19 protein-coding genes and 3 tRNA genes are annotated in these 22,840 nt (G+C 56.9%); 11 read left to right on the top strand and 11 right to left on the bottom strand.

Features of this window, described 5'->3' with window-relative positions:
• The first annotated feature begins 9 nt into the window (after positions 1-9).
• The 5 genes from ACPOL_RS04500 to ACPOL_RS36060 are packed head-to-tail and all read left to right on the top strand — an operon-like array spanning position 10 to position 3,224.
• Positions 10-669 (top strand): DUF5947 family protein, encoded by a 660-nt coding sequence (locus ACPOL_RS04500; protein WP_114205997.1) that lies wholly within the window; start codon positions 10-12, stop codon positions 667-669.
• Positions 662-1,312, top strand: coding sequence for a DUF6084 family protein (locus ACPOL_RS04495; protein WP_114205996.1), 651 nt, complete (start codon positions 662-664; stop codon positions 1,310-1,312). Before ACPOL_RS04500 ends, ACPOL_RS04495 begins: the two co-directional genes overlap by 8 nt.
• Positions 1,309-2,592: a hypothetical protein gene (locus ACPOL_RS04490; protein WP_114205995.1), complete on the top strand. Its 1,284-nt coding sequence runs from the start codon at positions 1,309-1,311 to the stop codon at positions 2,590-2,592. Before ACPOL_RS04495 ends, ACPOL_RS04490 begins: the two co-directional genes overlap by 4 nt.
• Entirely contained in the window at positions 2,589-3,101 is a 513-nt protein-coding gene (locus tag ACPOL_RS04485; protein ID WP_114205994.1) for a hydrogenase maturation protease, read from the top strand. The genes ACPOL_RS04490 and ACPOL_RS04485 overlap by 4 nt, the downstream gene beginning before the upstream one ends.
• 18 nt (positions 3,102-3,119) lie before the next feature.
• On the top strand, positions 3,120-3,224 hold the full coding sequence (locus tag ACPOL_RS36060) for a DUF6893 family small protein (RefSeq protein ID WP_414633335.1): 105 nt from the start codon (positions 3,120-3,122) through the stop codon (positions 3,222-3,224).
• 92 nt (positions 3,225-3,316) lie between these two features.
• On the opposite strand, the gene ACPOL_RS04480 is transcribed toward ACPOL_RS36060, so the two are convergent.
• The 5 genes from ACPOL_RS04480 to ACPOL_RS04460 all read right to left on the bottom strand — a co-directional run bounded on the left by ACPOL_RS04480 (position 3,317) and on the right by ACPOL_RS04460 (position 10,215).
• Entirely contained in the window at positions 3,317-5,107 is a 1,791-nt protein-coding gene (locus tag ACPOL_RS04480; protein ID WP_150132908.1) for a glycoside hydrolase family 3 protein, read from the bottom strand.
• A 36-nt stretch (positions 5,108-5,143) separates the two neighbouring features.
• Positions 5,144-7,477 (bottom strand): serine hydrolase, encoded by a 2,334-nt coding sequence (locus ACPOL_RS04475; RefSeq protein WP_236657234.1) that lies wholly within the window; start codon positions 7,475-7,477, stop codon positions 5,144-5,146.
• 112 nt (positions 7,478-7,589) lie between these two features.
• Positions 7,590-9,074: a sodium:solute symporter gene (locus ACPOL_RS04470; protein ID WP_236657233.1), complete on the bottom strand. Its 1,485-nt coding sequence runs from the start codon at positions 9,072-9,074 to the stop codon at positions 7,590-7,592.
• A 294-nt stretch (positions 9,075-9,368) separates the two neighbouring features.
• Positions 9,369-9,444 (bottom strand) — tRNA-Cys (locus tag ACPOL_RS04465).
• Between the two features lie 72 nt (positions 9,445-9,516).
• Positions 9,517-10,215, bottom strand: coding sequence for a peroxiredoxin (locus ACPOL_RS04460; protein WP_114205991.1), 699 nt, complete (start codon positions 10,213-10,215; stop codon positions 9,517-9,519).
• 280 nt (positions 10,216-10,495) lie between these two features.
• On the opposite strand from ACPOL_RS04460, the gene ACPOL_RS04455 reads away from it, so the two are divergent.
• From ACPOL_RS04455 to ACPOL_RS04435, 5 genes are all read left to right on the top strand, one after another.
• Positions 10,496-11,431, top strand: coding sequence for a PhzF family phenazine biosynthesis protein (locus tag ACPOL_RS04455; RefSeq protein ID WP_114205990.1), 936 nt, complete (start codon positions 10,496-10,498; stop codon positions 11,429-11,431).
• A 540-nt stretch (positions 11,432-11,971) separates the two neighbouring features.
• On the top strand, positions 11,972-12,433 hold the full coding sequence (locus tag ACPOL_RS04450; RefSeq protein WP_114205989.1) for a response regulator: 462 nt from the start codon (positions 11,972-11,974) through the stop codon (positions 12,431-12,433).
• Positions 12,434-12,459: 26 nt separating this feature from the next.
• The gene (locus ACPOL_RS04445) at positions 12,460-13,266 is read left to right on the top strand and encodes an ABC transporter ATP-binding protein (RefSeq protein ID WP_114205988.1); all 807 of its coding nucleotides are present in this window, start codon (positions 12,460-12,462) and stop codon (positions 13,264-13,266) included.
• Positions 13,267-13,306: 40 nt separating this feature from the next.
• A tRNA-Gly gene (locus tag ACPOL_RS04440) sits at positions 13,307-13,381 on the top strand.
• A 113-nt stretch (positions 13,382-13,494) separates the two neighbouring features.
• Positions 13,495-13,569: transfer RNA gene (locus ACPOL_RS04435), tRNA-Cys, on the top strand.
• A gap of 26 nt (positions 13,570-13,595) precedes the next feature.
• Here ACPOL_RS04435 and ACPOL_RS04430 read toward each other — a convergent pair.
• Positions 13,596-14,171 (bottom strand): tyrosine-type recombinase/integrase, encoded by a 576-nt coding sequence (locus ACPOL_RS04430; RefSeq protein ID WP_414633358.1) that lies wholly within the window; start codon positions 14,169-14,171, stop codon positions 13,596-13,598.
• A gap of 276 nt (positions 14,172-14,447) precedes the next feature.
• Entirely contained in the window at positions 14,448-14,732 is a 285-nt protein-coding gene (locus ACPOL_RS34525) for a hypothetical protein (RefSeq protein ID WP_236657232.1), read from the bottom strand.
• Between the two features lie 1,201 nt (positions 14,733-15,933).
• On the opposite strand from ACPOL_RS34525, the gene ACPOL_RS04410 reads away from it, so the two are divergent.
• Complete coding sequence (locus tag ACPOL_RS04410; RefSeq protein ID WP_201759094.1) at positions 15,934-16,173, top strand: Ig-like domain-containing protein; 240 nt, start codon at positions 15,934-15,936, stop codon at positions 16,171-16,173.
• A gap of 390 nt (positions 16,174-16,563) precedes the next feature.
• Here the strand turns inward: ACPOL_RS04410 and ACPOL_RS04400 are convergent, their stop codons facing one another.
• The 4 genes from ACPOL_RS04400 to ACPOL_RS04385 all read right to left on the bottom strand — a co-directional run bounded on the left by ACPOL_RS04400 (position 16,564) and on the right by ACPOL_RS04385 (position 21,863).
• Positions 16,564-16,959 carry a hypothetical protein gene (locus ACPOL_RS04400; protein ID WP_414633357.1) on the bottom strand — a complete coding sequence of 132 codons (396 nt, stop codon included), beginning with the start codon at positions 16,957-16,959 and terminating at the stop codon, positions 16,564-16,566.
• A complete protein-coding gene (locus tag ACPOL_RS04395) occupies positions 16,908-18,074 on the bottom strand; it encodes a DUF7948 domain-containing protein (protein WP_114205982.1) in 1,167 nt (388 codons plus the stop codon). The genes ACPOL_RS04400 and ACPOL_RS04395 overlap by 52 nt, the downstream gene beginning before the upstream one ends.
• Positions 18,065-18,433: a DUF7948 domain-containing protein gene (locus ACPOL_RS04390; RefSeq protein WP_114205981.1), complete on the bottom strand. Its 369-nt coding sequence runs from the start codon at positions 18,431-18,433 to the stop codon at positions 18,065-18,067. Before ACPOL_RS04390 ends, ACPOL_RS04395 begins: the two co-directional genes overlap by 10 nt.
• A gap of 280 nt (positions 18,434-18,713) precedes the next feature.
• Positions 18,714-21,863, bottom strand: coding sequence for a DUF7948 domain-containing protein (locus ACPOL_RS04385; protein WP_150132906.1), 3,150 nt, complete (start codon positions 21,861-21,863; stop codon positions 18,714-18,716).
• Positions 21,864-22,840 lie beyond the last annotated feature (977 nt).

The following is a 22,840-nucleotide window of genomic DNA, read 5'->3' as shown; positions in this document are numbered from 1 at the left end:
GGTGTCTTTATGAGTGACCTTCCCAGTTTCAACTCGGAGCGCGTCGCGATCCCGTCAGTCCTGCGGCAGTTCACGCGGCGGAGATCGACTACGGAGAAATGCGAGCTTTGCAGCGCGGAACTTGCCCCGCTGCATGCGCACTTGCTCGAGCCGGTCCGCCGACAAATCCTTTGCGCGTGCGAAGCCTGCTCACTGCTCTTCTGTGGGCAAATGGGGGCGAGCTATCTCCGTATCCCGCGAAGGATTTCTCTGCTGCCGGAATTTCAGATGACGGACGCAGAATGGGAAGCTCTGATGATTCCCATTAACCTGGCTTTCTTCTACCGTGACAGCGCTTCGGGAAGAATGGTCGCCATGTATCCAAGCCCTGCCGGTGCGACCGAATCGCTGCTGAGCTTGGATTCATGGGAGGAGATCCGCTCCCAGAATCATGCGCTGCAAACCCTGGAACCTGACGTTGAGGCGCTCCTGGTGGATCGCGTGAGCGCAGAGCCGTCCTACTTTATTGTTCCTATCGACGAGTGTTTTCGCCTCGTCGGCATCATACGGATGCATTGGAAAGGCCTCTCCGGCGGAACCGAGGTGTGGAGACACATTCAGGAGCTTTTCAGCGGCCTGCGCTCCCGCTCCAGTCACATCGAGCGCCACCCCGAGGCAGCGCGTGCCTGACCTCGCCTTTCAGATCGAGGGTGCCCAGGCAATTCCGTATGCCGCGGCCCCGACGCTTGCGCTCAAGTTGCGGATCACCGATACCGCGAGCCAACCCATTCACACGCTCTCGCTGAATTGCCAGGTACAAATAGAGCCGACTCGTCGACGGTACGCCGGGGAAGAGCAGAAGAAGCTGCGGGACCTCTTTGGTGAGCCGGAGCGCTGGAGCAGGACAGTTCGCTCGCTGCTCTGGATGAACGTCAACCTTTCCGTTCCAGCGTTTACAGACACTGTGCTGGTCGATCTGCAGTTGCCTTGCAGCTTCGATTTCAATGTCGCGGCTACGAAGTACTTTCACGCGCTCGAAGGCGGGGAGGTTCCGCTTTGTGTGCTGTTCAGCGGGACCGTCTTCTATCGCGGGGAGGAAGGCGCCCTGCAAGTCGCGCAGGTGCCCTGGAACCGCGAGGCAAATTATCGTCTCTCAGCGGCAACCTGGAAGGAGATGATGGATCTCTATTATCCAAATTCGGCATGGCTGTGCCTGGAACGAGACGTGTTCGACCGTCTATATCAATTCAAAGTGAGTCAAGGCATCCCCACCTGGGAGCAGGTGCTCGACAGGCTGATGGCCAGCGAGCAAAAGAACGAGGTGACGGTATGAGCTTTGCCGATGCGGAAAAAATCGCGGCAGCCGTTCTCTACGAGGGATACATGCTCTATCCCTACCGTGCCACTTCTACAAAAAATGTGCAGCGATGGAACTTTGGGACCCTCTATCCTCGCGAGTACGCCGAGTCGCAGCGTCCGGTTGAGTCGTATCGCTTACGGACCGAGTGCTTGATTCGCTCTGACGGAAACGCCGCCGTGGATGTGCGCATACGGTTTCTTCAGCTATTTCGTCAGCAGAAAAAATCGGCCAGCCAGTGGGATGAGGGTATCGAACGTTCTTACGAGTTGAAGGATTTGCGATTAAACGACCTAGTCGATCAACCCCTTCATCATCGTTTTCATTTCGAGGCTCCCAGCCCAGCTTCAATGGACGAAGCTTGCGCCGCATCGCTCGCGCGTCACATTTCTGGCCAAGTCATCGTCAAGGCGGAAGCAGTGCAGGCGAGGATACATAAACTGTCGCTTGAAGTTGCAAACGTTACTCATTTAGAAGATTCGCCGGAGCGCTCCCGAGACGAAGCCATGCTTCAAGCCTTCATTTCTGCCCATCTTCTGCTTGGCGTGACCAGAGGAGAATTCATCTCTCTGCTAGACCCGCCCGAGAACGTGCAAGAGGCTGTGGCCGGTTGTCGCAATGATGGTGTGTTCCCAGTACTAGTCGGCCAGGAAGGACAACGGTCGATGATGCTGTGCTCGCCGATCATCCTCTACGACTACCCCCAAATCGCGCCGGAGAGCGAAGGAGACTTCTTCGATGGCACCGAAATGGACGAAATGCTCGCTTTGCGCGTCCTGACACTCACTGAGGAGGAGAAGCAGGAGATGCGGACTGTCGATGATCGAGCGCGGAAGATCCTGGAGCGGACGGAGACTCTGCCGGAGGATTTCTTGTCGAAGGTTCACGGCGCGATTCGAGGAATGCGGCCGAGTTCTGAAGGCCGGCCGGGAGACTTTGGACTCGGCGAGTGGGATCCACTGGCTGATAGACCCGCGGTGAAGAGTGTTCGCATCGGGGGTATCGAGGTAAGAGCTGGAGATCGGGTGCGTCTATGGCCGCGAAAAAATGCAGACATCCTCGACATGGCTCTTAAGGGAAAGATCGCGCTGGTGGAAGCCATCGAGCAGGATTTCGAGGACAACATCCAATTGGCGGTCGTGCTCGACGACGATCCCGGTCGTGAATTCGGGATGATGCGGCAGCCTGGGCACCGCTTCTTCTTCGCTCCCATGGAAGTCGAGCCATACGCCACCGAAAGGCCGGAGACGGCGTGAAGCGCTCGATCCTGGTTGCCGGGGTGGGAAATGTCTTCCTGGGGGACGACGCTTTCGGTGTGGAGACGGTACGCGCGCTTGCTAAGCGCAAACTGCCGGAAGGTGTCACGGTCGTCGATTTTGGTATTCGCGGCCTCGATTTCGCCTACGCTCTCCTCGATCCATGGGATGCTGTGATTCTAGTGGACGCCCTGCAGCGTGGCGGGCCGGCGGGCACACTCTATTTGCTTGAGCCGGACCTGATCGACGCGAAGAAGTCTCCGCAAGTGGGCGTCGAGATGAACCCGCATGGAATGGACCCTTTGCGTGTACTGCAGCTCGCGTTCTCCATGGGAGAAGTCACCGCCAGGATCTATATAGTCGGGTGTGAACCGTATGATTTCGGCGACGAGTTGGAAGGACGTATGGGCCTTTCGCAAATTGTGGAGTCGACAATTGACGGCGCCGCTGCAATGGTCGACGATCTAATCGTCCGTATCACGGAAGCCGTGGAAGTATGTCCAGCATAAATTCGAACGAGGTGAACGATGGCATTCAAATTCGTAGGTATAACGGTCGGAGTGATGGCGATTTTGATCTTGGCAGCCGTAGCACCGGACATCAAGCGATATCTCCGCATCAGCTCGATGTAACTCTCAGGAGTTTCGGTTGTGTGGAAGATCAAGGCTCTAGAGCGAAACCTTGCCCGAGAGCACCTGGTCTGTGACCGCTCGATGCGGAAACCTCACTGCGTGCCCCGTTTCGCTATGCCGGGAAGACTGATGGGCAAGCGCCCTCGCATCGGGATTTCGCCAAACAGGGCAGCCGCAAGACTCACTCCGGATGCCGGCACATTCGAGAATGTGCAGATGTAAGTCCCGATGCCCGGCACTCCGACCCCGATGTAGGGATTGCCAAATGCCGCGACAATCGTTTTGTTCCCCGCATCTTTCACGATGCTCGCCAGCAACTCGGCTGCACTTCGATCGAGGCCTACCGAACCCGCTGATTGTCCGTTCGTAGTTCGCCTCGCCCTAGGCACGGCCTCGGCTAGGGCGATGACCGCTGTTGCCTTGTGAGCAGCGGCCAAGACGTCGTCAGCGACAAAACCCGAATTCGTGCTATCGACATAAAACACGGTTGCATCCGGCACCCGCTGAAGCAGTTGGCGCGCGAATGTCCTGGCTCCTTCGCTACCCTGCGCCTCGTCGCTAAAGATGACTGCGACCACTCCACTCGCGGTTCGCAGCGGCACAAGCCGATTGGCGTCGGAGACGAGCGTCACTGCCCGATCTGCAACCGTCTGTGCGATCGCGATATTTTCCGGCCGGCCGACTTGCTTGCGCACTGCCGCAATGTCCACCAGTCGATTGCGCTCCAGGCCAACCGACGCCTTCAACCGCAGAATTTTTAAAACGCTTTCATCGATTCGCTTCTGCGTTATCGTTCCGTTTCTCACGGCGTCCAGTAACCCGTTGTAGGCGCCATCGAGGTCAGCGGGGATAATCACCATATCGTTGCCGGCCTGGATCGCCTGGACGGCCTCGGCTGCCGAGACCTGCGCGGGTGTGCCGGGAAAGACCCGGGTCAACGCGCCCATGTCCAATGCATCCGTCACCACCAGGCCTTGAAAGCCGAGCTTCTGTTTCAAAAGTTCAGTCACGACGTTCGACGAGATGCTTGCCGGCCGATTAGGGTCGGGCTCGATGGAGGGTACGGTGATGTGTGCAATCATCACCGAGTCCACACCGGCGGCGATGGCTGCACGAAACGGCACGAGCTCGACGCTGTTGAGGCGATCGAGGCTGGCGTTGGCGCGGGCCAACGTCAGATGAGAATCTGTGTCGGTGTCTCCATGCCCGGGAAAATGTTTGACGGTGGTCAGCATCCCCGCTCCGCGCGCCCCCGCGATGTAAGCGGAAACCATTGCTCCCACCTGCTCCGGGTCTTCGCCGAACGAGCGTGTGTTGATGATCGGGTTGGCCGGATTAGAATTCACGTCAGCCACCGGAAACCAGTTCCATTGCACGCCGATCGCCCGCGACTCCTCAGCAGTGATCCTGCCAAGTTCGCGCGCTAAGCCGACATCGGCGGCAGCACCAAATGCCATGGCCGCGGGGAAGCTGGTCGCCCCGTTAAGTCGCATCGCCAGGCCGCGTTCGAAATCGGCCGCGAACAGCAGCGGGTATTTCGATTCCTGCTGTAAGCCATTGGTGAGTGCCGCCGCCTCCAGTGGTTCGCTCTTCAGCAACGCACCGCCATCGGTGAAGACGGTGACGCCGAAGCCGCCCACGTGGTACTTCCTCATCTCGTCTTGCAGCAGCAGGTAGTCGGGGCTGTTCACATTCATGAACTCGATTCGTGCCCAGGGCATGATCAATTGGCCGATCTTCTCTTCGAGAGACATTTTGCGAAGCGTAGCCGCCGCCCAACGCTCTCCCTTGTGATCGAGCTGCACCGGCGCCGCGGCGCAGACAGAGATCGAAATCAGCATCACCAAGGGCCAGAGTCGCCCCGTTCTACTCTGTAGTTTCAAGTGTTGGCCTCATTGAGCTGAATGTTTTAAATGTTCTCAGTAGAGCAGATACTTGGCTCGCAGCTCTTGGAACTTCTGAATGCTATCGCGCCAATCCTCAGCTACCCGCCGCGGATCCTCACCCGCCGCGAGCGAATTCATACTGGTTCGGTTGAGCATAAGCGTGTCGAGCGGTGCAATCTTATAGTTGTCCGGATAAAGCCGGAGTAGCGCCGCAGCGATCTCCAATCCCAGCTCGGGCGCGTCGACGGCATCTCGATCTGTCGAAATGAGGTTCACCCCCCCGCACTTTTCATTGGCAAAGGCCGAGGCGTTTGGCGTGAAGGACACTGGCACAAAACGAACTCCAGCTATTTTTCGGGCATTCAAGTAACTTGCCAGTTTTACGGCGTCGATCCACGGCGCGCCCACAACCTCGAAAGGCGTGTCGGTTCCCCGGCCGACCGAGATGTTGGTCGCCTCGATCATGCCAATTCCAGGGTACAAAACCGCCTCGTTCAGGCTACGCATATTTGGGGAGGGATCGATCCACAGCTTGCCGGTCGAGTCAAACCAGTCGCCTCGCATCCAACCCTCCATCGGCACAACCGCCAGCCTCGCGCCAATGGAGCGTTCCGCGTTGAACATCTTTGCCAACTCGCCGATGGTCATTCCATGTCGTACCGGTGTTTGCCAGTAGTCGACAAAGGATTCTCGGCCCGCGTCGGCCACCGGCCCTTGTACGAACGCGCCATTGATCGGGTTGGGGCGATCCAGCACGAGTATTTGCTTGCCCGCCTTGGCCGCCGCTTCGAGAAAGTATCCAAGAGTGCTCTCGTAAGTGTAGAACCGGACCCCAATGTCCTGGATGTCGTAAACGATCGTGTCGACGCTCGCCATGGCACCATCGGAGGGCCTGCGCTTGGCATCGCTCTCCCCGTAGACGCTGTAGATGGGCACACCGGTCGCGGCATCTTGTGACTGGCTTATATCGGTAGTATCGAGCTTACCCGCAATGCCATGCTCGGGGCTGAAGATCGCCGTGAGTTGCAAACCCGGCACTCGGGAAAGCACGTCCGGGGTTCGGAGTCCGCGAGAGTCTATAGCGGTCTGGTTAGTCACCAGGCCGATTCGTACCGGGCGGCTCGGATCTGGTTGCAATTCGCGAAAGTTATGCGCCTCGAGTACATCAATGCCGGTTTTCACATCGCCATCGCGAACGCTCAAGCGGCGCGCAGCCATCTGCGATTCGTTGTAACCGGTGATCCGGGCAAGCGCCAGCTTTTCCTCTTCGCCAACCGTTAGTTGGAGCGACTCCACCACCGCCGTAGCCAATCGTGCCCGCAGCGAGACTACCGACTTGCCGACATGCGGGTGCACAGCATTGGTTAGCAGAATGACATAGGTATCCGTGACCGGATCGATCCATAGCGAAGTTCCAGTAAAGCCGGTGTGTCCGAAGGATCCAACTGGCAGCAACTCGCCGCGATTGCTTGCGAAGGGCGAATCGATGTCCCAACCGAGGCCGCGTAGGCTCGCCGCATTCGGCGGCTGCTGGGGGGTGGACATCTTAACCACTGCGGAGAGGCTTAACACCCGATGGCCGCTCAACAACTCCTCTGCAAACTTGGCTAAGTCGTCCCCCGTCGAGAACAATCCCGCATGACCGGCAACACCGCCCATTCGCCGAGCGGTCGGATCATGAACGATCCCGCGCAGCATGTCTCCGTGTTCGTCGTACTCTGTAGGAGCAATGCGAGGCCGCCATTCCTTCGGCGGCAAGAAGCGTGTCTCGGCCATGCCTAGCGGGGCAAAGATATTTGCTTCGGCAAACTCATTCAATTGCATGCCGGAAACCTTCTCGACGATAAAGCCAAGCGTCTCGAAATTGATATCGCTATAGACGAAGCGAGACCCTGGCGGGTCCTGCAGCTTCGTCTGCATCGCCATTTGAAATGCGGCTTCGCGGCCCTGCCACGGAGATTGCAGATCGAGGTCCGGGGGAAGTCCGGAATAATGTGTCATCAGATCCCTGACCGTTACGTCTTGCTTGCCGTTCTGAGCAAACTCCGGTAGATAGGCGGCCACCGGATCGTTGAGCCGGATGCGTCCCGCTTCCAGCAGCTTCATCGCTGAAGTAGTGGTTGCGATGCATTTGGTCAGCGACGCCAAATCGAAGATCGTGTCGATGGTCATGGGCTCGCGAAGAGGCTCGAGAGAGCGCGATCCAAACGCCTTGCGGTAGACGATCTTCCCGTTGTGCCCGATCACCACCACCCCGCCAGGGATGTTACCCTTAGCGACCGCCTCGGTCATCATCGAGTCGATGTCGGAGAAGGGCGCAGGGCCTCGCGGTTCGGCAAAAACTGTGGGATGCGCAACCCAGCTCATCAGCAGCGCACAAGCTAACGATATGCACCACCTAAGAAGCGCCTTCGACAGAGTTGTGTGCATTTAGAAAAGTGTAGGCGATCGCCCGGCAAAAGTGTTGCCGGCATCTCCACTAAGTCCCAGCAGTGGAGTTTCGTGCGCCCCGCTGCGGCATCCGAAGGCTGGCGCTGTACCCGACCACAAACGTCGCGATGCTGCCAAAGACCACATACCAGGTGAAGGCGATCTTGGTGAATTGCCAAAGATAGAGATTCAGCAGAAATCCAAAGAGCATTCCTGCCATCGCGCCACGTTCTGACGCTCTGCGAGTGAGCACACCAAGGAGAAAGACTCCTAGCAGCGAACCATAGGCGACGGAAGCGATCGAAAGGCCCATCTCCAGCACCTTGCCTCCGCGGCGGGCAAGCAATGCCAGCCCAAAGAGTGCCACCCCCCAGCCAATCGTCGCGACGCGGGAGAGACGCACCTTGCGTTCTTCCGTCGATTGTGGACGGAGTCGGCCGTAGAAATCGACGATTGTCGTGGAAGAGAGCGCGTTCAGCGCGGCGCTGAGGTTCGACATGGCGGCGGCAAGAATTGCCGAGATCAAGAGTCCGCTCACGCCATGCGGCATACGGGTCACGATAAATGTGGGAAAGATAGTGTCCGTGCGCGCGAAGGCAATTGAAGGCGGTGAAAGCCGGTAAAAGACATAGAGCATCGCGCCGACCAGCAGGAACAAGGAAAATTGAAATAAGATCGCAACTCCGCTCGATAGAAGCGCGATCTTGGATTGCAGCTCGGTGCGGGCGGAGAGCAGTCGTTGCACGATCAGCTGGTCGGTGCCGTGGCTGGCGGTAGTTAGAAATGCCCCGCCAATCACGCCCGACCACAGAGTGTAAGTTGTCGATAAGTGGAAAGATGTATCGAGCACATGGAATTTGCCGGCAGCTCCGGCAATAGAGCGGACCGTCTCCCAACCGCCGGGTACGAGATGAAGAATGGTGAAGAAGCCGACCACGGTGCCTGCAAGATAGATTCCTAGTTGCACGACGTCCGTCCAGATCACTGCCGCCATCCCGCCCTCGAAGGTGTAGATCAGAGTCAGCAACGTGACCAGCCCGATTGCTGACAGGTCGCGGGCAAAGTCGCTAAGCCCGGAGAAGAGGCTTGAGAGCGCGACGCGCACCACGATCGCTACGGCGAAGACGCGAACGCCTTCCGCCGCCGCTCGTGTGGCCAGGAAGAGCCCCGCGGTAAGTGAGCGCAGCTTCTCCCCAAACCGCCGTTCAATGAGTTGATAGGCAGTGACTAATTCGCCGCGGAAGTATTGCGGGATGAGCAGGAAACTGACGATGGCCCGTCCAATTAGATATCCAACGACCAACTGCAGAAACCGGAAGTCCTTCTCGTAGGCCAAGCCGGGAACGCTGATGATCGTGAGCGTGCTGGTCTCCGCAGCCACAATCGACAATGATATCGCCCACCAGGGGACAGTATTTCCTGCCAGAAAGTAGTCACGCAGCGATTGCTTTTGACTGCGAAAGCGCAAGCCAAACAGGGTAACGCCGATGAGATAGAGAATGATGACGGTAAAGTCGAGCGCATTCAGACCCAACAGCAATCTCCCTAGTCATGGCGATTTGGATGATCTTTATCTTCCCACGACCTGAGTATTCTTCATAAAACTCCCGTCATAACAAACCTGATGACAAAGGCGGGCTGCAAGGCAATCGAGGCATCCCTCCGCCAAGACTGATTGAAACACGGGACAAACGCGAGTGTGGTGAAGATTGTGCCTTGGAGGCCAGCCAGTTAACTGGCATTCACATCAGGGAAGGGGATTGAAGAGTGGAATATCAAGAACGTAAGCTGGTTATCGCAAGGTGTAAAAGCAATTCTAAGGTTTGAGTGGAGCACCGGGCGGGAATTGAACCCGCGAATACTGGTTTTGCAGACCAGCGCGTTAGCCACTTCGCCACCGGTGCCCATTCTTGGCCTGATCATCCGGCCAAGAAGCATTTCATCTTTTGAATTGTAATAAACGCGAACTGGGCGACCTACTTCGCGTCTCCTGCCAATTCTTTGCTGGCTTCCTTGCCCAGCGTTTTCTTGGAGAGATACCAGGTTTGCACATCGAGTCCTGCGCCCCCACCGTTGGTGCGCTTGCTGGCGTCGGCGACGGTTGCGGGAGCTGGGACAATGACCGGTTCACCTGGCTGCCAATTCGCAGGCACGGAAACGGCGTTGCCATCAATCGTCTGCAGCCCCTCGAATACACGAATCAGTTCATCGACACTGCGTCCGAGCTGCATCGGATAGTAGATGATTGCGCGGATGTTCTGCTTGGGGTCGATGGCGAAGACGGCACGCACCGTCGAGGTGTCCGATGCTCCTTCGTGGATCAACCCATAAAGCTGAGCTACTTTGGTATCGAGATCGGCGACCACCGGGAAGTGGATCTTAACCCCTGCATGCTCCTCGATATCACGCACCCAGGCGATATGCGAGTAAATGCTGTCCACCGAGATGCCGATCAGCTGCACATTCAGCCTCTCAAAATCGTCATGCCGGCGTGCAAACTCGATAAACTCAGTCGTGCACACCGGAGTGAAATCTGATGGGTGCGAAAAGAGCAGCACGTATCTGCCCTGAGAGGTGTAATCGCTGAGCTTGATGACGCCATGAGTGCTCTTCGCCTGGAAGTCTGGCGCTTGCTCGTTAATACGGGGAATTCTGCTTTCGGTCGCAGTGCTCATGTGATTTCTCTTTCTGCAGTTCGGCTCGATGTGGCGACTTTGCGGGAAATAAAAAAACCCGCTTCAGTGTGCACTGGCGGGCGGGGGATAATGCCTGGAGACTAAGATCAGCCTTGGAGACAAGCCCTCGCCGTACTGCAACAACAGCAGCAGGCACGAGCCGGAATGAAGGCGATCAAGATCATTTCATTGGAAAACTGCCGGAATCCCGTAGCAGGAGAAAACATCCCGTAGATACCAGCGACTTTCACAGAATAGAGCCAGCCAAGGAGAGTGTCAATTGACCATCGCGAAACCAGTATTGCTCGAAGCAGCCCGCTTGGCTCTACCCTATCGCCTCTGCGATGTCTTCACAGCAACTCCATTTCAGGGAAACCAGCTGGCAGTCTTCGAGGACGCAGGAGACTTGACTGCCAGCGAGATGCAGAAGCTGGCGAACGAGACAAATCTTTCCGAGACCACATTCATCCTTCGCCGGGCGCACGAGATCGAACGCATGGAGGGAGTTCGCGTGCGCATTTTTACCACCCGGGAAGAACTGCCTTTCGCGGGCCACCCCACTCTCGGGACGGCCGCTACAATCCGGGCATTCTTCGGCGAGTATGCCGGAGCAGAAGAAGTCATCCTGGATCTGAATGTCGGAAAGGTGCCGGTGCGATTCTCGCTTGACGGCAGCCAAAACTCCGGCACTTATGGGGTCATGACCCAGCCGAAACCCATCTTCGGCGGCATGCATGACCCCGCGGAGGCCGCACAGGCGCTCGGTCTGGAGGTTGACGACCTGGCGATCGATCCTGGCCCGCAAACCGTCTCTACGGGCCTCCCGTATTGCGTCGTGCTTCTGCGTTCCCTCGAGGTCCTTGGCCGCTTACAGATCCCGCAGGGAGAGGCGAGCAGGTATCTCGTGAGCCGGGACGCACGATTTTTCTATTGCCTTGCGCCGGTCTCTGGCGAAACGGCGACCTGGCGAGCGCGCATGCAGTTTTATAGCGGCGAAGACCCGGCGACTGGCTCAGCAGCTGGTTGTGCCATCTCTTACCTGGTTCGGCATGGGCTTGCCAAATCGGGAGAGCAGGTGCACTTAATTCAAGGCACAGAGATTGGCCGTCGAAGTGATCTATACGTCAGCGCTGAGCGGGCCGCTGGTTCCGTCGACCAAGTGAAGGTTGGAGGCAGCACCACTTTCGTGGCAAAGGGCCATGTTTTCCTTGAGTGATTCACATAGTTTCAACAGGCTCGGCACCCCTTATCGTCAATGTTTATCAGCTACCAACAAAATCGCGTGAAACTCTAGGCAGAAATTCCGTGAGTCTTCGCTGCCTATTCTCCATTGCGAGAGTGCGCAACTCTTCGTACGCTTGCGAAGCGTTCCTGAAAAGGAACTTCACTTTCGCCGAGTGATCCACAACTTGATAAAAGCAACAGCGCGCCGAATCACGCTTCGTCGGGTGCCTTGTTTTGTCGGCTTTCAGCAGGCCTCAGCGCCTGTGAGAATAGCGACACTTCGGGCTGCCTGAAATCAAAGCGGGTCCCGTGCCATGCGTTTACGTCCTTCCGCGTCCGGTCAACTGACGGTCAGCGCGGTGATGTGCGGCTTTTCGAGGATTCCTGCGCCCATTAGCAGATAACTCGCAGCCGCGCAAACGCCGCCCCTTGGCCCAAATGGATCTGGCCGTGGTTACCCCCACTCCGCGGGCACGCTCGAAGTGTGCCTGCGTTCCGCTCCCCGCGTCCCCGCCGGAGCAGTCAGGAAGTTATGCGCCCCAAGAAAGTGATCCTTTGCGTCGATGACAACGAACAGGCCCTGTCGGTAAGAAAATTTATGCTAGAAACCCGCGGCTATCGTGTACTTGCGTCGCTTGTGCCTGAAGAGGCCCTGGAACTCTTCCGCCTGGGGGGAATTGATCTCGTTCTGTGCGATTTGAATATGCCGCGGATGGACGGGAATGAACTTGCCCGCCGCATGAAAGACATCTCTCCCCAGGTTCCGATCATGCTCATGAGTGGCTGCGTGAAGGCATATGAGCGCTCGACCTATGCCGATTGCTTTCTTCCTAAAGGAGCTTGCTCGCCTCTAGAGGTGCTGGACCGGGTACGACTGATGCTGGCCAGAAAGCGGGGACCCAAGAAGTCGCACTTCGTGCCTGCCGGATCTTTGAACTCACCGGACCACCGTGATCAATCGGCCAGGCACGAGATGCCGGCGTACGCCTCTTGACCAAAGCCCGCGACTAGAGCGAAGGCATGCATGGTCCTGAAAAGCCGACAGCCGCAACCTCACCCGGGGCATTTACAATCTTGAGTGTGCAGCCTATTATCATCGCCGAACACCTCAGCAAAACCTATCGGTCAGGCAAGATCGAGGTCCCCGCGCTGCGCAATGCGACTTTTTCAATCGAGCGTGGGGAGTTCGTGAGCGTGGTTGGGCCCTCGGGAAGCGGTAAGTCGACGCTGTTTTACATTCTCGGTGGTTTGGCACGCGCAACCGCGGGTAAGCTGATTATTGACGGCGTTGATTTTGCGACGCTCGGTGATGCCGAACGGACCCGCATGAGGAAGTCCCGCATCGGATTCGTCTTTCAAAAATTCAACTTGCTTCCCACTTTAACCGGCAGAGGAAACATTGAAATCGGCTATGAGATAGCCGGCAGGCCAGATCCGCTCGATCCCGCCTACCTCGACCACCTGGCCGATTTGTTGGGGATTAAGGGCAGGCTCGATCACCGCCCTTCGGAACTTTCCGGCGGCGAACAGCAGCGCGTTGCCATTGCGCGCGCTTTAATTACACGGCCCGCGATCATTCTTGCCGACGAACCGACCGGAAACCTCGACACCAAGAACTCGGATGCGGTCCTTGACATGCTCCGGAACACAAATCGGGAGTTCAAGCAGACCGTGCTGATGATCACGCACAATCAGGAGGCCGCGTCGATCGGGGACCGGATCCTGCACATGCGCGATGGAGAGATGGTCGGGGTCGAACCCGGGGCTGGTCGCGTGATTCACGTTGAAGAGGTTGCGAGTCAGGTAGAAGCGAAGCCGCGACGTTGACCTTCCCGGCAGCCGACCGATATACTCGCAGAGTAATAACGCGGGAGTAGCTCAGTGGTAGAGCATCGCCTTGCCAAGGCGAGGGTCGCGGGTTCAAGTCCCGTCTCCCGCTCCAATCTCCGAAGCCTACGCTACCCCTTAGCTTAGTCGGGCAGAGTTGGAACCGTGCAGTGCGGGCTGATCCCTCCGATCGTTCTGCCCGTCACCGTGCGACAGGGTTATGAATAGGGCGCGGTACCCAAGTGGTAAGGGAGAGGTCTGCAAAACCTTTATGCGTCGGTTCGATCCCGACCCGCGCCTCCAATGTTTGGAATAGATTCCAGCGTTCTTTAGAGACTTTCGAAAAGTTGATGTAGCGAATATTGTAGCGGTTCACTGTCGTTTGTTATTGCGGGAGTTCTGGTCGCACCCAAAGACCGAGAAGGGGATCCATCCCTGCGCGCTGCAACAAAGCGCTCCATCCGCTCGACGGCTCTCGTTTGGTGCTCTTGCGTCGGGTGGGCATACCGCAGCACCATCTGAATCTTTGAGTGGCCCAATAGGGCAGCCAACGTTACTAGATCTATGCCGGACTCCGCCGCCTGCGTGGCCCAGGTGTGCCGTAGGTCGTAGAGCCGAAACGGCGCAACTTTGCTCTCCCGCACCGCGCGGTCGTGAGCGTTGTTCACCTTCGGAATGGGCCGCGCTGAATTCGTCTTGCACGGAAACAGGAACGGGCCGTCAAGGTCGCTCATCCGCCGGGCAAGTACACTCTTCGCGGGAGACGTGAGGGGGATCCGCCGCCGGGCAGCTTTCGTCTTGCCATAGGGTATTATCAGAAATTTGCCGACCAAGCTCACATTCTCCTGTCGTATTCGGTAGACCTCTTCCGGGCGCATCCCCGTTTCGAGCATTAGGGTGGCCACATCCCTGAGCACGGGCGTCGCAACAGCAAAATATCGTCGCAGCTCTTCGAAGCTCAGTAGTCGGGTTCGTTCATTTTGCTCCGGCAGGAGGTTCACTCGGGTAACCGGATTGAGCAAGGGTAGATCAGCCTTAATCGCGTGATTGAAGAGGGCCTTTAGGCAAGCGAGTTCGCGGTTTACAGTTGCAGGCTTAATGCGGCGCTTGGTTCTCTGGCCTTTATCCGCTCCGCGCTCCGCCTTGAACCGTTCGACATCCGCCGGAGTGATGCGGTCGAGTTATACGTCTCCGAAGTGCCTCACCAGAGCGGCACTGCTCACGAGATAACGCCGAAAGGTAGCTGGATGCTCTTCATGTTGCTTTTGGGACCAGCTGAGGAAATCGCGCATTGCGGCTTTGAAGACCGGAACATTGCGCCGCTCCTTGATGCCAACTTCACCCTTAGCGAGCGCTGTCTTGTGCGCTGCCCCGATCTGCCTGGCCGTGCGGGAATTACCCTGCTTCGTGCTCTTCTGAACGTGCTCGCCATTGAATTGGGCGGTCTGAGCATATACACGATCCATGCATGGCTAAGTTCGGGGAAGTTGCGCCGGACGAAGGTGGGCAGCCGGACCATGATCCGCGAGTCGGAGCTGCAGCGGGTTATCCGAGATGAGCCTAGAAGCGACGCGCGCTCCTTGTGAGGAGACAGGCAAAGGAAAAAGGCCACGCTCGTTAGCAGCAACCGTGGCCTGAGTAGAACGGCTTGTGCCAGTCTAAAGGACGAGCATCAAGGCAGAGATGGCAAACATAGACGCAGGGAAGGCTCTTGAGTGGCAAGGCCCAGATTACGCCCGGGTGCCCCCCGGGCGCTACGCCGCAGTTACAACCCAATTTAGGGGGCCTTCGTAATTGCGCACATATTCACGGTGGTCGATCCTGATCGAATTCGAATTGCTCGGAGAGTCCGAGACCGTGAGAGTTTGTGCTTTTTATAACTTAGGTAACGACCCGTCAAAGCCTCGGATCGGGCGGCAATGCCGGTACTTCTCTGCCTGGGTTATCGCTCATGGCGAACTGCCTTGCAAAAATCAGCTCATGACCCCACAGGTTTTTCTTGAGGGCCAGGTATTCCAGGTCGAAGTCGATGATTGCCGTAAGAACTTCGACGCGCGAGAGAAGACGGAGGGCGAAATCTACTCTCGAGTGACGAGAGTTTGGTCCGCTGAGCGCCCGGGCAATCAGTGAACAGGAATCTTCTTATCACGAATCATGTGATCAAGGATCAAGATCATGCTGTCACCCTATCAAGCAATCACCGCATCAAGGAGGCCACCGGGCGCGAGCGGCTCCGAGCTTCTGAGTTTCGCCTCAGCCGGGCGAAGGTAATGCATACCCGAAAGCTCTACCTGAAGGACGGGGAGTTCGCTCCCCGCCCAGGCCAATAGGTGCCAACTTGAATGCTGAAATACGCGGTTTGCCTAATGATTTCGGAGAATCCTGGGACATCAGTTATGGGAGGAGCGGGGAGTGGTAAGCGGTGGAGTTGCAAGGATACTGCGGCGGACTACCGCAATCTCGATGTGCGTTGGCTGCAAAGGAAGGGGATGCTGGTCACCGGACGCTCAAGCATCTTCACCTGGTCGCGGAGTGGTGAGGTGAGGGCCGACATCTGCGCTTACATGGGTAGGTCTGAATTGATCTTGTCCTATAAGGCTCGAAAAGGGGGCGGCGAATGGGAAACCCTGAAGTACGCAGTTCGTATTGATTGGACATCGTGCAATTTTGGCCGGAAACCCTGTCAAGTTCACGGCCACAGTCATCGCGGCTTCCGGGCCTGTTCCAACGGGAACGGTCACCTTCAAGAATGGAAGCGTCGTTCTTGGCAGCGCACCGCTAGTCTATGGCTCGGCAACCTTCTCCACCTCAAAACTGGTAGTCGGCGGCAACGCCATCGCTGCCATCTACACCGGCAGCGCCACCGATGCCGCCAGCGCGGCAACCCTTACCCAACAGGTGCAATAGGCCCCTTTACGGGTTCTAGGGCTAATACTTCTATTACTGTATTCTCTCCTTCGTTGTTTTCGTCTCAACCTCGCTCCGTACCGCGATCGGCACGCGCAGATCCTGCGCCTTAACGTCCACGCTCGGACGGTCCGTCGGTCCCTCGGTCTCTACTCCAAGGAATTTCAAATGGTTCGCCGCAATCGGAGCAACGAATCTTGACATTAGCCATGCGCGGGCCGCCATCAATCCCACGATGAACGCTCACCTTGGCGGTGGCGCGGATGTGTTTGCAGGCCTGCATCATCTGAGATTTCGGTACTCCTCTAGTGAGTGATCGACCTATTAGTCGTGTGGAGCGGGAAGGTTTTATCTAGGACGCGCACATGGCACCCCGAAATCTCCAACGGCTCATCCACAGTACCCCATTTTGGAGTACGAAGCTGCTCCAAAGTTCATTTCCATATCGGCTTGAAGCCACCGCGAGGTTAGCTTTTCGTAAGTTGTCAGATGCATACCCTTCGGACGGGAGGGGAGACCGTGGGCAATTCCACTGAATCCTCGGAGACGCTCATGGAGGGCCTGTCTGCGTCGAAGTGCCCGCTCATGATCTTTGTCGCGCTGCACCTCATAGGCGAGGAGATAGCAGTGCCGACAACCAAATATTCGCCCGGGTTTGCCGAGGGGCGAGAGCGTGGTGGTAGTGGTGATCGCGCCAGGCGTGAGCGTATAGGTCGCCGTAGCCACGGAGCTGGTTATGTCTCCACTCGCAGCGGCGATTGCTTTGACGGTCGTGGTTGCGGAAATCTGGATCGGTCCGGTGTACTGCGTGGAGGCAGTAGTCGGCGTGCCGCCGTCGGTTGGCTACCCCCCAGGTAGGTAGAGTAGATTAGGCCCCCGCCAAGCGAACCTAGCTTCATCACAAAAATGCTGGAAAGACCATTCTTCAATGCATTGCTTACTGGTTGAACAACGCCGGCGGTGATCGGATAGTCAGGCGATAATGTAGTACCCGTCACATATGCCCGGTTGTCCGTATCGACAGAGATTGCGGAAGGTAAATCGGTGGCGCCTCCCCCCAGATAGGTGGAGTAGACAAGCCCTGACCCGGCAGCGTTCAACTTGGTCACAAACCCCGTGGGAGCGCCCGCATCGTGATGGAAGAGTGTCTTCAGGGCGCCGGGTGTGACGGGGTAGTCGGTGGAGTAGGTGGAGCCGGTGATATAGGCGTTGCCCGAGGCGTCCACTGCGACACCCCTCGGATCTTCGGAGTTAGTGCTGCCAAGATAAGTGGAGTAGATGAGGGTCGCCCCCGCGGTGTTCAGCTTGGTGACGAACATATCTTTCACGGTCTTCTGGTAAGCGCCGCTCGTGACGGGAAAATTGGTCAAAAGGTTCATCCCGACGATCACTGCATTTCCCTGTACATCCAAGGCTATCGAGGTCAGAAAATCATCGTAACTCCCACCTAAAAAGGTGGAATACGCCAAGACCGGATCGACCACCAACTCCCGGCTGCGGTCATAGCTCGCCAGCGTGAATCCTACAGTATTGTTGGCCATTAACCGAAAGTTGCCCTCAACCAACTGACGCTGTCCATCTTTCACCTGATAGACGACCGGCTTGTGCAAGGCGATCTCGCCGTCCTTGGCAAGGATCTCCAAGTCGCCGCTGTCGTTCAGCTTCAGCTTGCTGGCTCCGGCAAAGTGAAGCCGTGCCTGCTTCGGATCGGCATTCGGCGCAACGACGAAGTCATACTCCAACTGCCGCTGGTTGCCGTAGTAGACCAGGTCGATGCCGGGATAGACGTTGCTGTATTTGACCTTCGCATAAGTGGGTATGTTCGTAAGCCACTTCGCCGAATCGTTTCCGATAAAGTAGTTGGCACTGCCGAGCGACGGGTCGAGCACGCTCACCTGCATTCACGTGCGGCGCCCGCAAGTTCCATCCGCACCACTTCGGTCTTGACCTTGGCATCCGTCTTAATCCAAGGCTTGCCGGCCATCGCAGCGGCTTTTGGCTGCGAAGGAAGGCCCTTAGTCAGCGCCAGTACCGCAGCGTTGTCGGTGAGAAAGACCGAGTAGTTCTGGCCACGCGATAAGAACTTGACGTGCGGATGGCTCTGCCAGTGATTGGCTTCAAAGCTCAGGGGCAGCTTGCCGTAGGTCGCCATGTTTGCGGGGGATGGGGCTTTTGCCGAGGATACAGGCTTCGAGGACGTGAGGTTCTGGCCCGCGGTTGAGGTGGTCGAGGAATCGACGCCTTGGGCATCGGTAGCCAACGGACTGATGGCCAGGAGGGAAAATACTACGGGCAGAAAAGATCTTCATGGTTGCTCCTTGAGAGGAACGGCGGCGCGAAAACTGCTTTCGAAAACGGTTGCTGATTGCCTTCGTTAAAGTTTAGGGTTGAGGGTAGAGGAGGATTGACGGACACCTTTATGGCCCTGTCTCAAAAGACGTCATCATGTTGATCGGGTTGGGAAGAGGAGTCAAGCTATGTCTCAAGTACAGTGGCAGCATGAATTGTCACGCTGCGTGTGGCCTTCGTGTGAGGCAGGTCTACCGCACCTGTTGAGTGAGGGTTGCTGCGCTGGCTGCATCGGTAGCGGTGCCGGTGTAGATGGCCGCAATAGCATTGCCGTCGAGAGCTAGGTTCGAAGCGGTCAAGGAGGCTGTGCCATCAGTCAGCGGCGCGCTGCCAAGAACGACGCCTCCATTCTTGAAGGTGACCGTTCCCGTTGGAGCAGGCCCGGAAGCCGCGATGACTGTGGCCGTGAACTTCACAGGGTTTCCGGCCGTCGAGGGGTTTGCCGAGGATATGAGCGTAGTTGTAGTAGTGATCGCGCCAGGCGTGATCGTGTAGGTGGCGGAAGCTACCGGGCTGTTCGCATAGCCACTTGCAACGGCGATCGCTTTTACCGTCGACGTTTCAGAAATGAGGAGGGGTCCGGTGTACTTCGTGGAGGCAGTGGTTGGTGTGATCCCGTTGGTTGTGTAGTAGATGGAGGCGCCGGCCGTAGATGTCTCGATCTTGATCGTCTCTCCAGTTGGGTAAGTCCCTCCCAGTTTGGGGAAGGTTGGGGTGGCTACTTGGTTTGCCGTGACCGTGATTGTTCCGCTGCTTGCCGAGTACACGTCCGGCTCCCCCAGGTAGGCCGCGACGATCAAATGAGGACCAGCGGAGAGGCTGCCGGTTGAGTAGGTAGCGTCGCCGTTGCCGTCCAGTGGAGAATGGGCGATGACCTGCCCGTCGACCTTCCAGCTGATGCCTCCAGTCTGAATACCGCTCTCACCGAGCGGCTCAACATGGGCAGTGAATGCGACCTCCTCGCCGACGGGTGCTGAGCTATGGTTCGAGGTGACGGTTGTGGTGGTTGCCCCGTGGAAGGCGAACTTGGCGGTAAAAGCAGTTCGGCTAGCCTCAAGATCTTTTTCGGCCGGATTAACCACCTGAAAAGCGCCTGGTGTCGTCGGGAAGTCATAGGAGGACTCGTAACCTGCGATGTACGCATTCCCGAGCCCATCGACTGCAATGCTTGTGGTGGCGTCTGGGCCGTTGTAAATTGGATCGCCACCAAAATAGGTCGAATAAATCAATCCCGAACCGTTGCTATTAAATACGGTAACAAACGAATCACTGCTGTTGCTGTTGGTCTTCTTTAGTGCGTCACTAGTAACAGGAAAATCGGACGACAACGCCCAGCCTGTCACAAACGCATTTCCCAAGCGGTCGATCACGATTCCGGCAGCGGCATCGCCGTAATATCGAATTTGGTCATAGGGCAAGGCACCTCCTCCAAGATAGGTTGAGTAGACCAGGCCCGAACCCGATGGGTTGAGTTTGGAAATAAACGAGTCATATCCGGAGTTGGCGAGCGCTCGGTTGACTTTTTGATAAGCGTGGCCAGTGACCGGGAAATCGGCGCCATAAGTAAGACCGGTCACATAGGCGTTAGACGCGGAGTCAACCGCAATTCCCGCCGCGTCAGTCTCTCCGCCCCCGGCGTCGCCGAGTAAGGTGGAGTACGCCAGGGAAGAGCCACCGGGATTTAATCTAGTGACAAAGCTCTGGGAACCTGGCAGGACCCTCTGGAAAGCCTCTGCAGTGACCGGAAATTCCGGCGTCGTGCTCCCGGTGACGAAAGCGGAGCCTGCAACGTTAACCGCTATCGCCGTGCCTGATGCCACCCCGCTTCCGCCTAGATATGTCGAATAGACAAGCGCCGACCCTGTGGCATTCAATTGCGTGACAAATGCGTTGCTACAACTATTAACAGAGTGCGTGCAGTTCTGTTTTTTCTGGAAAGCGTTACTGGTCACAGGGAAATCGGAGGAGACTGCCGTACCGGTCACGTACGCGTTTCCCGCCAAGTCGATGGCGATGGCGTTCGGCGTATCGAACGGATAACCGCTTGGACTCGGATTGCCTGTCCCGCCTAAGTAAGTGGAGTAGATGAGCGCAGACCCTTTGGGATTCAACTTCGAGATAAATCCAATTGAGCAGAAAACTCTTTGGGAGAAGGGACACTTGTCGACAGTTTGAAAAGCACCTTCGGTCACCGGGAAATATTCCGATGAAGCGATCCCGGTCAAATAGGCGTTTCCTTCCTTGTCTACCTTGATCCCGGTAGGGCTGCCCGGCGCTATAAAAGTCGAATAGATTAAAGCTGTCCCGGCAGGATTGAACTTGGTGACAAAGGCGACGCGTCCTTCGAAGGAAGATTGAAAGGTAGTCTGGAACGCGGCCGCGGTCACAGGAAAGTCAGATGAATAGGCATCGCCGGTGACATACGCCTCTCCATTCGCGTCCACTGCTATCGCTGTAGCTTGGGAAGTTCCGCTTCCGCCCAAGTAGGTCGAATAAGCCAAGACCGGATCGATCACTAATTCCCGGCTATGGTCATAATTTGCAAGCGTGAAGCCGATGGTATTGTTCGCCAGCAGATGAAAGCCACCTTCGATTCGCTGACGCTGTCCATCCTTCAACTGATAGACAACCGGTTTATGAAAGGCGATCTCGCCGTCCTTAGCAATAATCTCTAGATCGCCTCCGCAGTTGAGCTTCAGCTTGCTGGCGCCGGCGAAGTGCAGCCGCGCTTGCTTCGGGTTGGCGCGTGGCGCGACGATGAAGTCATACTCCAACTGCTGCTGGTTGCCGTAGTAGACCAGGTCGATGCCCGGATAAACATTGCTGTACTTCACCTTGGCATAAGTCGGCACGTTCGAGTGCCACTTCGACGAGTCTTTGCCGAAGAAGTAGTTCACTTTGCCCGGCAGCGGGTCGACCCCGCTCACCTGCATGCCGCGCGCCGCCCCGGCGAGTTCCATGCGCACCACATCCGACTTGATGTTTGCTGCTTTTTCAAACCCAGCGTTGCCGCCCAACGCAGCTGGCTTCGGCTGCGATGGAAGCTCCTTGGTGAGCGCCAGCACCGCGGCGCTGTCAGTAATGAAGAGCGAATAGCGCTGGCCGCGGGAGAGGAACTTCACCTGTGGATCGCTCTGACCCTGATTGGCTTCAAAGCTTAAAGGCAGTTTGCCGTAGTCGGCCTTGATCGTGGGCGATACGGCTTTCGCGGACGAGACAAGCCTCGAGGAGGTGAGCTTCTGGCTGGCGGTTGCGGTGGTCGAGGAATCGACGCCTTGGGCATCCATGGCCAATGGACCGATGGCCAGCAGAGAAAATACTACGGGCAAAAAGATCTTCATGGTTGCTCCTTGAGAGGAACGCGGCGCGGAAGCGGCTTTCGCAAACGGCTGCTGGTTGCCTTTGCTAAAGTTTAGGGTTGAGGGAAGAGGAGGATTGGCGGACACCTTTATGGCCCTGTCTCAAAAGACGTCATCATGTTGATCGGGTTGGGAAGAGGAGTCAAGCGAAAGATCGCTGTACTGAGAGCGTGTGTGGCTTGGCAGCGAACTGTCGCGCTGTCGGTGATGACGAGCCTGAGGAGCACTTAGAGTATCTACAAACGCTCCTCCCTGCAAAGTACAAGGGTTAGCGCATGGCCACGTTTATATGCGACAACCGGTAACCTGTCTGTACCACCAAAGTTGTAGATTTGATCGAGATCGTTTCGGTCAGTGTCTACGGAGAGAACCAGGCGGCCGACGTCGGACTGACAATACTGCTTTTGCTTCTTGCTTTATCGAAAAGCATGAGGCGCATTCACGCTTTTTCACTCATGAATGCCTCCAACTCTCATAATGCTGGCCGCCGCCTCGGGAGCAGCTCATTCCTTAGGCCGTAGAACTTAGGCCTCCAAAATCATTGGCGGGGTTCAAACTGGAAGGGCATCCGGCGACGAGAGGCCGATGAACGCTTTAAAGCAGTGCAGCTGCTGCATCCACAATCATGGCTGACCGGAAGAGAAGTTCGCGTGTGCTTGAAGTTCTTTACTTTGTACGTGTCGCTGGTTCATGGATCGTCGCTCCGAGCACTGTCTTCATATTGAAGCAAGTTGTTACAAGTTGTACAAGTAGGTAGCAGATTGATCCCCCGGACACTGTGAAGGTTTTCGCGCAAAGGGTCAAGAGTTAAACGGAAGGCCTTCTGCCGATTCGATTGTGGAACCTATCATGTGCGCCTAACAGGTTCTAAACTCGGACTTGACATCGCCAAGCGATGCGATCAACATTGTGGCGTCTATTGAGACAGCTCCGCGTAATTGCGAGCGGGCTCCTTGCCT

It is taken from the genome of Acidisarcina polymorpha (assembly GCF_003330725.1).
Taxonomy (GTDB): Bacteria; Acidobacteriota; Terriglobia; order Terriglobales; family Acidobacteriaceae; genus Acidisarcina; species Acidisarcina polymorpha.
Note: the sequence above shows the minus strand (reverse complement) of the source record. Positions and strands in the feature narration are given on the sequence as shown.

Excerpts from the sequence above, each read along its gene's own strand:
- ACPOL_RS04395 (WP_114205982.1), bottom strand. The coding sequence starts at position 18,074 with ATGCAGGTGAGCGTGCTCGACCCGTCGCTCGGCAGTGCCAACTACTTT.
- ACPOL_RS34525 (WP_236657232.1), bottom strand. The coding sequence starts at position 14,732 with ATGGATCGTGTATATGCTCAGACCGCCCAATTCAATGGCGAGCACGTT.
- ACPOL_RS36060 (WP_414633335.1), top strand. The coding sequence starts at position 3,120 with ATGGCATTCAAATTCGTAGGTATAACGGTCGGAGTGATGGCGATTTTG.
- ACPOL_RS04460 (WP_114205991.1), bottom strand. The coding sequence starts at position 10,215 with ATGAGCACTGCGACCGAAAGCAGAATTCCCCGTATTAACGAGCAAGCG.
- ACPOL_RS04385 (WP_150132906.1), bottom strand. The coding sequence starts at position 21,863 with ATGAAGATCTTTTTGCCCGTAGTATTTTCTCTGCTGGCCATCGGTCCA.
- ACPOL_RS04445 (WP_114205988.1), top strand. The coding sequence starts at position 12,460 with ATGCATGGTCCTGAAAAGCCGACAGCCGCAACCTCACCCGGGGCATTT.
- ACPOL_RS04490 (WP_114205995.1), top strand. The coding sequence starts at position 1,309 with ATGAGCTTTGCCGATGCGGAAAAAATCGCGGCAGCCGTTCTCTACGAG.
- ACPOL_RS04475 (WP_236657234.1), bottom strand. The coding sequence starts at position 7,477 with ATGAGCTGGGTTGCGCATCCCACAGTTTTTGCCGAACCGCGAGGCCCT.
- ACPOL_RS04500 (WP_114205997.1), top strand. The coding sequence starts at position 10 with ATGAGTGACCTTCCCAGTTTCAACTCGGAGCGCGTCGCGATCCCGTCA.
- ACPOL_RS04450 (WP_114205989.1), top strand. The coding sequence starts at position 11,972 with ATGCGCCCCAAGAAAGTGATCCTTTGCGTCGATGACAACGAACAGGCC.